The sequence below is a fragment of the Pseudomonas sp. MF08875 genome, assembly GCF_059862525.1.
In genome coordinates this window covers 23,845-34,098 of record NZ_JCBCUW010000023.1, presented here as the reverse complement: position 1 = coordinate 34,098, position 10,254 = coordinate 23,845, and the positions used below count along the sequence as shown (strand labels likewise).

The window sequence follows — 10,254 nt, the reverse complement described above, 5'->3', positions numbered from 1 at the left end:
GTCGAGCCATCTGCCGCTCGGGGCGAGCGGTGTGGCAACGCAGATGGGCTCAGGCTAAGGGGAGGCTCTCTTGCGAAGACGGGTCTTCACCGGGCCTTTTAAGTACAACGAACGACGCATCGTTAGCAGGCCAAGTTAAGCAGCAATTGACAAAAAAGCCCTGGGATCGAAACGATCACAGGGCTTTGGATACCGCAGGTGCCGAGGCTAGTAGCGGTTGGGCTCCATCTCCAGTTGCACCTTGAAGCGTTGGGCGATGTCCTGCTGGATGCGCTGGGCCAGGTTCAGCAACTGCAACCCGGTGGCGCCGCCGTAGTTGACCAGCACCAAGGCCTGGAGGCGGTGCACGCCGGCATCGGCCTCGCGAAAGCCCTTCCACCCCGCGCGCTCGATCAGCCACCCGGCGGCCAGTTTCATCTGCCCGTCCGCCTGCGGATAAGCCACCAGGTCCGGGTAATCCACCTTGAGCTCGGCCACCAGCGCTGCCGGCACCAGCGGGTTCTTGAAGAAGCTGCCGGCATTGCCGAGCACGGCCGGGTCCGGCAGTTTTTCGCTGCGGATGCTGCAAATCGCCTGGCTCACGTCGCTGGCATTGGGCTGGGCGATGCCCAACTGCGCCAAGCGTTGGCTGACCGGGCCGTAGCCCAGGTGCAAATGCTCGACGCGGCTCAGGGCAAAGCGCACCCGCAGGATCAGCCAGCGCCCCGGCTGCTGCTTGAACAGGCTATCGCGGTAGCCGAAGCGGCAGGCGTGCAGGTCAAAGTCGCGCAACTCGCCGCTTTCGCGGTCCAGGGCGGTCAACCCGGCGAACACGTCCTTGATCTCCACGCCATAAGCGCCGATGTTCTGCATTGGCGCGGCGCCCACGGTGCCGGGGATCAGGCTGAGGTTCTCCAGCCCCGACAGGCCCTGGGCCAGTGTCCACAGCACAAAGGGGTGCCAGGCCTCGCCCGCTTCGGCTTCGACGATCACCTGCACGCCGTCATCGCTAAGGATGCGGATGCCCTGGGTGGCCATGCGCAGTACCAACGCGGGGATGTCAGCAGTCAGCAGCAGGTTGCTGCCGCCACCGATCACCAACAGCGGCAATTGCTGTTGCGCGCAATAGGCCAGCGCTTCGCGCACATCAGCGTCGCTGTGGGCCTGGGCGAACACCTGGGCGCGCACATCGACGCCGAAGGTGTTGAAGGCCTTGAGCGAAACCTGCGGTTCAAACACCAGGCTCATAGGCGCCCCTTGACTTCGATCACCAGCAAATCGCAGGCATGCTCGATCAAGTCCAGCACCTGCTCGAAGCCTTGCTCGGCGTCGTAGTAAGGGTCGGGCACTTCATCGACGCTGGACGCGTAGCGGCGCAGGAACAGGTCCAACTCCGCACGCCCCTGGGCCGGTTGCAGGGCCTTGAGGTTGCGCAGGTTGCTGTGGTCCATGGCCAGGATCAGGTCGTAATCGGCAAAATCGGCGCGGCTCACCTGCTGCGCGCGCTGGGCCGAGAGGTCGTAGCCACGGCGCAGGGCCGCGGCCTGGCTGCGTTTGTCCGGGGCGTTGCCGACGTGCCAGTCACCGGTGCCGGCCGAAGCCACTTGCACCTGCGCAGCCAACCCGGCCTCGCGCAATTTGTGGCGCAACACGCCTTCGGCGGTGGGCGAGCGGCAGATGTTGCCCAGGCACACGAACAAAACGCGCATCAGGCCTCCAGCAGACGTCGAACGCGTTCGAGGTCTTGCGGGGTGTCGACCCCGGCCGGTGGCGCTTCCAGGGCGTCGGCGACGTGGATGCGCACGCCGTGCCACAAGGCGCGCAGTTGCTCCAGGCACTCGGTGTCTTCCAGCCAGCACGGGCCCCAGTTGACGAAGTCATGAAGGAAGCCGACGCGGTAGGCGTAGATACCGATGTGGCGGCGGTACGGCACGCCGGCGGGCAGTTGCGTGCGATCGCTGGCGAAGGCATCGCGTGCCCAGGGCAAGGTGGCACGGCTGAAGGTCAGGGCCAGGCCGTTGCAGTCGCTGACGACTTTGACGACATTGGTATTGAACAGGGTTTCAACGTCTTCGATCGGTTCACAAAGCGTGGACATGCGCGCCTCGCCGTGGTGCGCCAGGTTGGCCGCCACCTGGTCGATCAGGGCCGGCGGAATCAACGGCTCGTCGCCCTGCACGTTGACCACAATGGCGTCGGGCGCCAAGCCCAGCGCCGTGGCCACTTCGGCCAGGCGATCGGTGCCGGAATTGTGGTCTTCGCGGGTCAGCACCACTTCGGCACCAAAGGCGCGGCAGGCGTCGACTATGCGCGCGTCATCGGTGGCCACCACCACCCGCTCGGCGCTGCTTTTGCAGGCCTGTTCCCAGACGTGCTGGACCATCGGCTTGCCGGCGATCAGTTGCAGCGGCTTGCCCGGCAGGCGGGTGGAGGCAAAGCGCGACGGGATGACAACGGTGAACGCGGTGCTCATTTATCCAGCCGCTCGTCGTTGCTCAGGGTGCGGGCCTCGGTTTCGAGCATCACCGGGATGCCGTCGCGGATCGGGTACGCCAGGCCGGCGCCCTTGCTGATGAGTTCGGTTTTGTCGGCGCTGAGTTTGAGCGGGCCTTTGCAGACCGGGCAGGCAAGGATATCGAGCAGTTTGGTGTCCATGAAAACTCCTTGGATAACAGCGTATTAAGGCAAGAGACGGGTGGGTAGCAGGCGCATCAATTGGGTATCGAACCAGGCGACGAAGGCCGGCGACGGCGCGGCATCCACGGCCAGGTACCACCAATCGGCCAAGGCAAAGGCCCGGCATTTGACCGCGTCTTTTTCGGTCATGACCAACGGCAGCGCAGGGGTGAAACTCAAGGCCTGCGGGCTGTACTGGGCATGGTCGGCGAAGGCGTGGGCCACGGGCCGCCAGTGTAGCGCTTGCAGGGTAGTGAAGAAACGCCGCGGGTTGCCGATGCCGGCCACCGCGTGCAGGGCCTGGCCCGGGGCGAAATGATCGAGGCCACGGCGCTCGCCGGTGAGCAGGTTGACCAGCGCCGTGGGTTGCAGTTGGAAGGCGTAACCCTGGGGGGTATCGCTGGCCGCGCCGTTGAACAACTGCGCGTCGACGCTGTGCAGACGCTCCACCGGCTCACGCAGCGGCCCGGCCGGCAGGCAACGGCGATTGCCCAGGCCCCGGACGGCGTCGACCAGCACCAGTTCCAGGTCGCGAGCCAAGCGGTAATGCTGCAAGCCGTCGTCGCACAGGATCAGGTCCAGCGGTTCGGCCGCCAGCAAGGCCTGCACGGCGCGGCTGCGGTCGGGGTCGATCATCAGCGCCACACCGGTGCGCTGCACGATCAGCAAGGGTTCGTCCCCGGCCTCGGTGGCGCTCTGTTCGGCGCGCACGCGCCACGGCAATTGCGCCGGTTTGGCGCCGTAGCCACGGCTGACCACACCCACCCGCAGGCCCTGGCGCTGGCAGTGTTCGATCATCCACAGGATCAACGGCGTCTTGCCGGTGCCGCCCACGGTGATATTGCCGACCACGATCAGCGGCACGGGTGCGCGGTAAATCGTGCCCTCCCCGGCCAGAAAACGTGCGCGCTTGCCCGCCACCACGCGCCGGTACAGCCATTCCAGGGGCTGCAACAGCTTCAGCGCGGGGTGGCCGGTGTACCAGGCGTCGAGCAAGCGATCGGAAAGTGCCATCAGGGAACCGGGGCCGCTTCGACCGTGGTCATGCGCAAATGGCTGAAGCCCAGTTTGCCGGCCGCGTCCATGGCGGTAATCACGGCTTGGTGCGGGGTCTTGCCATCGGCGCTGATGGACAGCGGCAGGCTGGTGTCGCCCGCCGACTCCTTCTGCAAGGCTTCCATCAGGCCGGCGAGGTCGTTCTTGGCCAGCAGTTGGTTGTTGACGCTGTACACGCCGTCGGCGCTGATGGCGATGTCCACCTGCTTGAGCACCTGGTCTTCGGCCGGCGAGCCGCTGACGGCCTCGGGCAGGTCGACGCGCAGTTGGGTTTCGCGGGTGAAGGTGGTGGTCACGACGAAAAACAGCAGCAGGATAAACACCACGTCGATCAGCGAGGCCAGGTTGATATCAACCGTCTCTCGCGGTTTGCGGCGAAATTTCACGCTTTGCCCTCGACCAGATCGACGTCCCGGTCGCCCTGTACCACCTCGACCAATTTGATCGCTTCCTGCTCCATGCCCACCACCAGTTCATCGACCCGGCGTTGCAGGAAGCGATGGAAGAACACGGCGGGGATGCCCACCATCAGGCCCGCGGCCGTGGTAATCAGGGCCTTGGAGATGCCGCCGGCGAGTACCGCGGCATTGGCGCTCATGCCCGTACCCATGAATGAGCTGAAAATATCGATCATGCCCAGCACCGTGCCCAGCAGGCCCAGCAGCGGCGCCATGGCGGCGATGGTGCCCAGGGTGTTGAGGTAGCGCTCCAGTTCATGAATGACCCGGGCGGCGGCCTCTTCGATGCACTCCTTCATGATCTCGCGGCCATGCTTGGAGTTGGCCAGGCCCGCGGCCAGGATCTCGCCCAGGGGGGAATTGGCGCGCAGCTCCTTGAGTTTTTCCTTGTTCAGCTGTTTGTCCTTGATCCAGCGCCACACCTGGCCCAGCAAGTGCTCGGGGGTGACACGGCTGGCGCGCAGGGTCCACAGGCGTTCGGCGACGATGCCCAGGCCCGCGATGGAACTCAGAATGATCGGCAGCATCATCCAGCCGCCGGATTTGACCAATTCCCACACAGTGACAGCCCCCTCGAAAAAGTGCGCCACTCTAACATAGCGCCGCAGGCCACCGAAGAACGTGATGTCGCATTGACCCCGCGTTTAATAACACCGGGTTATCTCAGGGCGCGCGCCAGAAGCGCCGTTGCTGGCGCAGGGTTTGCGCGGCGCTGAAGGTGCCCAGGTCGAGGCGGATGGCGCCCTGTTCGGCGCTGTCGTAAACGTCCATACCGAGGTAGTGGTAACGCGCCATCACCCGTGGATGAGGGTGACCAAAAGCGTTGCCCTGGCCACGGGAGATCAACACGGCGCCCGGTTTCAGGGCCTGGAGCAACGCCATTGAGGATGAGCTGCGGCTGCCATGGTGGGGCGCTTGCAACCAATGGGTCGGCACCGCCAGGGGGCTGGCCAGCAGCGCCCGTTCGGCCTCGGTGTCGATATCGCCGGTCAGCAGCAAGCGTTCGCCGCCGGCCTCCACCTGCAACACACAAGAGGTCTGATTGCTGTCGCGGGCGTCGGCCCAGCGCCAGAGGCGGAAGGTCACGCCATCCCATTGCCATTGCTGGCCACTGGTGCAGGCCTGGGCGTTCAAGAACGCCGGCAGCGCGGCCGGGTCGCCGCCGATCACCGCCGCCACCGGCAGGCCCCGCGCCACCGCGCCGGCACCGCCCGCGTGGTCGGCGTCGGCGTGGCTGAGGAGCATCAGGTCCAGGCCCTGGACCCCCAGGCTGTGCAACGCCGGCAGCACCACCCGCTCGCCCAGGTCGAATTCGCCCTGGCGCGGGCCGGCGTCGTACAGCAAGGCGTGCTGGCGCGTGCGCACCAGCACCGCCAGGCCTTGGCCGACGTCCAATTGCCAGACCTGCGCCTGGCCGTGGGCAATCTCCGGGCGCGGCGCATAAACCGCCATCAGCAGCATCGGCCAGCCGAGCCCGCGCAACGGCACGCCGGCGGGCAACAGCAATAACACCGCGCCCAGGGCAGTGATCGCCCACGCCCACCCCGCCAAGGCCGGCGGCGCCCAGGCCGGGCGTTGCGCGGCCAACAACGCGAGGGCGCGAAACAGCAGGTCGAGGGCGCCGCCAGCTAGCCACAACAGCCCCTCTCCGACAAAGGGCAGCGCCAGCAACGCCGTGCCGAGCAGGGCCAGGGGCAACACCAACAGGCTGATCCAGGGCACGGCCACCAGGTTGGCCAAAGGCCCGCTCAGGCTGATGGGCAAGCCCAACGCCAACAGCACCGGACCCAGGCCGATTGCGATCAGCCACTGCGCCCGCATCCAGGCCTGCCAGCCGCGCCAACGGCCCAGGCGAGCGCTGAAGATGAACACCAGCACCGCCACCGCCGCAAACGACAGCCAGAAACCCGGTTGCAGGCTGGCCAGCGGCTCCACCAGCAGCACGCCATTAAGCGCCAGCAACAGCGGCCACCCCGCGCCCAAATGGCGAAAGCGCAAACGCCATAACAGCACCAGGCCGATCATCAGGCAGGCGCGGCGCACCGGCACATCAAACCCGGCCAGCAGGCCATACCCCAGCGCCGCCGCGAACCCCAGGCCACAGGCCCATGGCAGCCACGGCCAGCGCCGCGGCCACAGGCCCAGGCGCGCCACCCCGGCCACCGCGCCATACACCAACCCCGCCAGCAAGCCGATGTGCTGCCCGGAAATCACCAACAGGTGCACGGTGCCGGTATCGCGCAGCACCTGCCAGTCGCTGCTGCCCAGGCCCGCGCCGTCCCCCAGCACCAACGCCGTCAGGGCTGCGTTGCGGCCCTGGGCATCGACCTGCGCCAAGCGCTGGCGCAGGCTGTCGCGCCAGGCCCCGTGCGCCGGTGCCAGGCGTTGGCCGTCCTTGACCGTACCGGTGGCGCCGATGCGCTGGGCCAGCAGCCAGGCGTCGTAATCGAAGGCGTGGGGGTTGAGCAGCCCGCTCGGGCGCTTGAGTTTGACTGCCAGGCGCCAGCGCTCGCCGCTGCGCACTGGTGGCCCGCCGTGCCAGGCCAGGCGCATCAACTTGGGCAAGCGGGCCTTGCGCGCCGTGGCCCCGGCCAGCTCGAAACGCACCACGCTGCCCGCCTCTTGCGGCAGCCCCACCACGCGGCCCTCGACCCAGCGGGTCTGCCCGTCCAACGCCGGGGCCAAGCGATCGGCCAAGGCCCAGTGGGCCGACACGCTGGCCCAACTCAGCCCCAGCAGGCACAACGCCAGTGGATAAGTGCGAAACGGCAACAGCATCAGCGCCAGCGTGACCGCCAGCAGCAATAACCCGACCGGCGGCAGTACCGGCAGAAAACGCAGCGCCAACAAACCCAGCGCCAGCGCCAGCATCCCTGTGCGCATAAGCCCGTCCTTGAGAGTCCACGACTGAGGAATAGCCGGGTCACACAGGCACGCGCTTATTAATTGTCACAAAGTCTGAATCGGCCTTCGGTAGATTCCGGGCATACTGCCCGCTTGAACCGACCGAGAATTCCCATGCCCCGGCGCTTATTCAAACGCTACATGCCCGACCCGACCAGTATCCGGGAACACAAGTCCTTACGCTTTCTCGGCAAATTGCTCCACGACCCCAACCTCTGGCACCTCAATCGCCACTCGGTTGCCCGCGCCATGGCGGTGGGCCTGTTTGCCGCGTTCATGCCGATCCCGGCGCAGATGCTGCTGGCCGCCGCCCTCGCGGTGTCGGTGCGCGGCAACATGCCGATTGCCGTGAGCCTGGTGTGGCTGACCAACCCCATCACCATGCCGCCGGTGTTTTTCTGCACCTACCAGCTCGGGGCCTGGCTGATGAACGTGCCGCCGCGCAGCCTGCCCGACGAGCTGACCTGGGAGTGGATCAGCAGCCAGCTTTCCACCCTGTGGCAGCCGTTCTTGTTGGGCTCGGTGGTGGCCGGCGTGGTACTCGGCGCCCTCGCCTATTGCCTGACCATGCTGTACTGGCGCTGGTGGGTGGGGCGCCAGTGGAAGCAACGCCAGAAAAAGCGCCAGTAAAAACGCAAACGGCCTCCAGATGGAGGCCGTTTTTCATTACGTATCAATTAGCTATTGACGCATCCCGCGCCCGCTCACCAGCAGCCGCGCGCAACCGATGTACAGCACCGCGGTGGCCACCAGCATAAAGGCGATGGCGACGCTGATCTTGATGTCCGACACGCCCAGGATGCCGTAGCGGAAGGCGTTGACCATGTGCAGCACCGGGTTGGCCAGCGACACGGTCTGCCAGAACGGCGGCAGCAGGCTGATGGAGTAGAACACCCCGCCCAGGTAAGTCAGCGGGGTCAGCACGAAGGTCGGGATAATCGAGACATCGTCGAAGTTGCGTGCAAATACCGCGTTAATGAACCCCAGAAGCGAGAAGATCGTCGCCGTCAGCACCACTACCACCACGGTCACGCCCAGGTGGTGGACCTGCAAATCGGTGAAGAACAGCGACAGCAGCGTCACGATCAACCCCACCATCAGGCCGCGCAACACGCCGCCCACGGTATAGCCGATGAGGATGGTGTGGGGCGACACCGGCGACACCATCAATTCCTCGATGGAGCGCTGGAACTTGGCGCCGAAGAAGCTCGACACCACGTTGCTGTAGGCGTTGGTAATCACCGACATCATGATGAGCCCCGGCACGATGTACTCCATGTAGGTGAAACCGCCCATGTCGCCAATCTGCCGGCCGATCAGGTTGCCGAAGATCACGAAGTACAAAACCATGGTGATCGCCGGCGGCAGCAGGGTTTGCGGCCAGATGCGGGTAAAGCGCCGCACTTCACGGTAGATGATGGTGTTGAGGGCAACGAGGTTGGGCCGCAGTTCCGAGTTCATATAGCCACCTTCGCCAGGTTTTTTTCCACCAGGGACACAAACAACTCCTCAAGGCGATTGGTTTTGTTGCGCAAGCTCAGCACTTCGATGTTCTGCGCCGCCAGTTGGCCGAACAGCGCGGTGATGCCCACGGCCTTGTCCACCTGGACTTCCAGGGTGTGGTTGTCCACCAGCCGATTGGGGTAGCCCACCAGCGCCGGTGGCGCTTGCAGGTTGTGCTTGAGGTCGAGCAAAAACGTCTCGACATGCAGTTGGCCGAGCAACTGACGCATGCTGGTGTTCTCGACGATGGTGCCGTGGTCGATGATGCCGATGTTGCGGCACAGCTGTTCAGCCTCTTCCAGGTAATGGGTGGTGAGGATGATGGTGATGCCTTTCTCGTTCAGCTCGGTGAGGAAGGTCCACATCGAGCGGCGCAGTTCGATGTCCACGCCCGCGGTGGGCTCGTCGAGGATCAGCAGGCGCGGCTCGTGGACCAGGGCGCGGGCGATCATCAAGCGCCGCTTCATGCCACCAGAGAGCGAGCGCGACGGCACATCGCGCTTGTCCCACAGGCCGAGCTGGGTCAGGTACTGCTCGGCGCGTTCCTTGGCGACTTTGGCCGGGATGCCGTAGTAGCCGGCCTGGGTCACGACGATGTCGAAGGTCTTCTCGAACTGGTTGAAATTGAATTCCTGCGGCACCACGCCGATGCAACGCTTGAGCGCCGCCGGGTTGCGGTCCAGGTCATGGCCGAAGATGTTCACCGTGCCGCTGGTCTTGTTGACCAGGGTGGAGAGGATGCCGATGGTGGTGGATTTACCGGCGCCGTTAGGGCCGAGCAAGGCGAAAAAGTCACCTTCGGCGACGTCCAGATCGATACCACTCAGGGCCTGGAAACCGTTGCCGTAGGTTTTGGTTAGCTGCCGGATGGACAGAGCGGAACTCATATCGGATTCATGCACCAAGAAGGAAGGAAAAGAGAAAAACCAGCGTGGGCCGCAAGCAATGCAGCGGCACCGACAGGCGCAATGGTGCTTGTCGAGGCCGCACAAGTACAGTCACCTGTGTTGATAGTCGGTATTAAGTCAACGCAGTCATCACCGCGTGGCGGTAGGCCGGGCGCTGTTTCAGGCGCTCGTACCAGGCGTGCAAATGGGGCAGCGGCGCGCGCTCGATGGGCATCTCGAACCAGGCGTAAATAAAACTGCCCAGGGGAATATCGCCCATGCCGATGGCCTCGCCCGAGAGGTAGGGTTGGCCAGCCAACGCCTGGTCCACACGGGCCAACAATTGCGCGCAGGTGTCGCGGGCGGCGTGAATGGCGGCCCAGTCCTGCTGCTCGGCGGGGGTGCGCAGCACGCCCCAGAACACCTGGCGGAAGGGTTCGGCAAAGGTCGAAGTGGTCCAGTCCATCCACTTGTCGGCGCTGGCCCGGGCCTGCACATCGGCCGGGTACCAGGGCGAATCGCTGGCGTGGCGGGCGCACAGGTAGCGCACGATGGCGTTGGATTCCCACAGCACAAAGCCATCGTCCTCGATCATCGGGATCCGCCCGTTGGGGTTGAGCGCCCGGTACTGCGGCGTGTCCACCACGCCAAAGGCACCGCCGGCGTCCAGGGCCTCGTAGGCCAAGCCCAACTCTTCGGCGCACCACAGCGCCTTGCGCACGTTGGATGAGTTTTTCCGACCCCAGATTTTCAGCATGAGCGCTCCCAGATGGCTAAATGCCCGGGCAGTC

The 10,254-nt window shown here is 65.3% G+C and carries 12 protein-coding genes; 1 reads left to right on the top strand and 11 read right to left on the bottom strand.

All coding sequences use genetic code 11. From position 1 onward, the window contains the following. Window positions 1–207: 207 nt before the first annotated feature. From murB to AC19YT_RS15085, 8 genes are all read right to left on the bottom strand, one after another. Window positions 208–1,227, bottom strand: coding sequence for a UDP-N-acetylmuramate dehydrogenase (gene murB / locus AC19YT_RS15120; protein WP_095110831.1), 1,020 nt, complete (start codon window positions 1,225–1,227; stop codon window positions 208–210). After that, complete coding sequence (locus AC19YT_RS15115; protein WP_500599123.1) at window positions 1,224–1,688, bottom strand: low molecular weight protein-tyrosine-phosphatase; 465 nt, start codon at window positions 1,686–1,688, stop codon at window positions 1,224–1,226. The genes murB and AC19YT_RS15115 overlap by 4 nt, the downstream gene beginning before the upstream one ends. Further along, on the bottom strand, window positions 1,688–2,452 hold the full coding sequence (kdsB, locus tag AC19YT_RS15110; protein WP_500599122.1) for a 3-deoxy-manno-octulosonate cytidylyltransferase: 765 nt from the start codon (window positions 2,450–2,452) through the stop codon (window positions 1,688–1,690). Before kdsB ends, AC19YT_RS15115 begins: the two co-directional genes overlap by 1 nt. Continuing rightward, window positions 2,449–2,634, bottom strand: a complete 186-nt coding sequence (locus AC19YT_RS15105; RefSeq protein ID WP_095110828.1) for a Trm112 family protein — start codon at window positions 2,632–2,634, stop codon at window positions 2,449–2,451. Before AC19YT_RS15105 ends, kdsB begins: the two co-directional genes overlap by 4 nt. A 24-nt stretch (window positions 2,635–2,658) precedes the next feature. Then, entirely contained in the window at window positions 2,659–3,669 is a 1,011-nt protein-coding gene (gene lpxK / locus AC19YT_RS15100; protein WP_500610536.1) for a tetraacyldisaccharide 4'-kinase, read from the bottom strand. Beyond that, complete coding sequence (pocB, locus tag AC19YT_RS15095) at window positions 3,669–4,097, bottom strand: flagellar polar localization protein PocB (protein WP_095110826.1); 429 nt, start codon at window positions 4,095–4,097, stop codon at window positions 3,669–3,671. The genes lpxK and pocB overlap by 1 nt, the downstream gene beginning before the upstream one ends. Further along, entirely contained in the window at window positions 4,094–4,729 is a 636-nt protein-coding gene (gene pocA / locus AC19YT_RS15090; RefSeq protein WP_176465160.1) for a flagellar polar localization protein PocA, read from the bottom strand. Before pocA ends, pocB begins: the two co-directional genes overlap by 4 nt. Window positions 4,730–4,832: 103 nt before the next feature. Further along, window positions 4,833–7,052 carry a DNA internalization-related competence protein ComEC/Rec2 gene (locus tag AC19YT_RS15085; protein WP_500610535.1) on the bottom strand — a complete coding sequence of 740 codons (2,220 nt, stop codon included), beginning with the start codon at window positions 7,050–7,052 and terminating at the stop codon, window positions 4,833–4,835. A gap of 135 nt (window positions 7,053–7,187) precedes the next feature. Between AC19YT_RS15085 and AC19YT_RS15080 the strand changes: the two genes are divergently transcribed. Further along, complete coding sequence (locus AC19YT_RS15080; RefSeq protein WP_095110823.1) at window positions 7,188–7,703, top strand: DUF2062 domain-containing protein; 516 nt, start codon at window positions 7,188–7,190, stop codon at window positions 7,701–7,703. Window positions 7,704–7,754: 51 nt separating this feature from the next. Here the strand turns inward: AC19YT_RS15080 and AC19YT_RS15075 are convergent, their stop codons facing one another. The 3 genes from AC19YT_RS15075 to AC19YT_RS15065 form a co-directional block, all read right to left on the bottom strand. Further along, window positions 7,755–8,534: an ABC transporter permease gene (locus tag AC19YT_RS15075; RefSeq protein ID WP_095110822.1), complete on the bottom strand. Its 780-nt coding sequence runs from the start codon at window positions 8,532–8,534 to the stop codon at window positions 7,755–7,757. Beyond that, window positions 8,531–9,463, bottom strand: a complete 933-nt coding sequence (locus AC19YT_RS15070; RefSeq protein WP_095110821.1) for an ABC transporter ATP-binding protein — start codon at window positions 9,461–9,463, stop codon at window positions 8,531–8,533. Before AC19YT_RS15070 ends, AC19YT_RS15075 begins: the two co-directional genes overlap by 4 nt. A gap of 133 nt (window positions 9,464–9,596) precedes the next feature. Beyond that, window positions 9,597–10,220 (bottom strand): glutathione S-transferase family protein, encoded by a 624-nt coding sequence (locus AC19YT_RS15065; protein WP_500599117.1) that lies wholly within the window; start codon window positions 10,218–10,220, stop codon window positions 9,597–9,599. Between the last annotated feature and the right edge of the window lie 34 nt (window positions 10,221–10,254).

Excerpts from the sequence above, each read along its gene's own strand:
- murB (WP_095110831.1), bottom strand. The coding sequence starts at position 1,227 with ATGAGCCTGGTGTTTGAACCGCAGGTTTCGCTCAAGGCCTTCAACACC.
- AC19YT_RS15115 (WP_500599123.1), bottom strand. The coding sequence starts at position 1,688 with ATGCGCGTTTTGTTCGTGTGCCTGGGCAACATCTGCCGCTCGCCCACC.
- kdsB (WP_500599122.1), bottom strand. The coding sequence starts at position 2,452 with ATGAGCACCGCGTTCACCGTTGTCATCCCGTCGCGCTTTGCCTCCACC.
- AC19YT_RS15105 (WP_095110828.1), bottom strand. The coding sequence starts at position 2,634 with ATGGACACCAAACTGCTCGATATCCTTGCCTGCCCGGTCTGCAAAGGC.
- lpxK (WP_500610536.1), bottom strand. The coding sequence starts at position 3,669 with ATGGCACTTTCCGATCGCTTGCTCGACGCCTGGTACACCGGCCACCCC.
- AC19YT_RS15085 (WP_500610535.1), bottom strand. The coding sequence starts at position 7,052 with ATGCGCACAGGGATGCTGGCGCTGGCGCTGGGTTTGTTGGCGCTGCGT.
- AC19YT_RS15080 (WP_095110823.1), top strand. The coding sequence starts at position 7,188 with ATGCCCCGGCGCTTATTCAAACGCTACATGCCCGACCCGACCAGTATC.
- AC19YT_RS15075 (WP_095110822.1), bottom strand. The coding sequence starts at position 8,534 with ATGAACTCGGAACTGCGGCCCAACCTCGTTGCCCTCAACACCATCATC.
- AC19YT_RS15070 (WP_095110821.1), bottom strand. The coding sequence starts at position 9,463 with ATGAGTTCCGCTCTGTCCATCCGGCAGCTAACCAAAACCTACGGCAAC.
- AC19YT_RS15065 (WP_500599117.1), bottom strand. The coding sequence starts at position 10,220 with ATGCTGAAAATCTGGGGTCGGAAAAACTCATCCAACGTGCGCAAGGCG.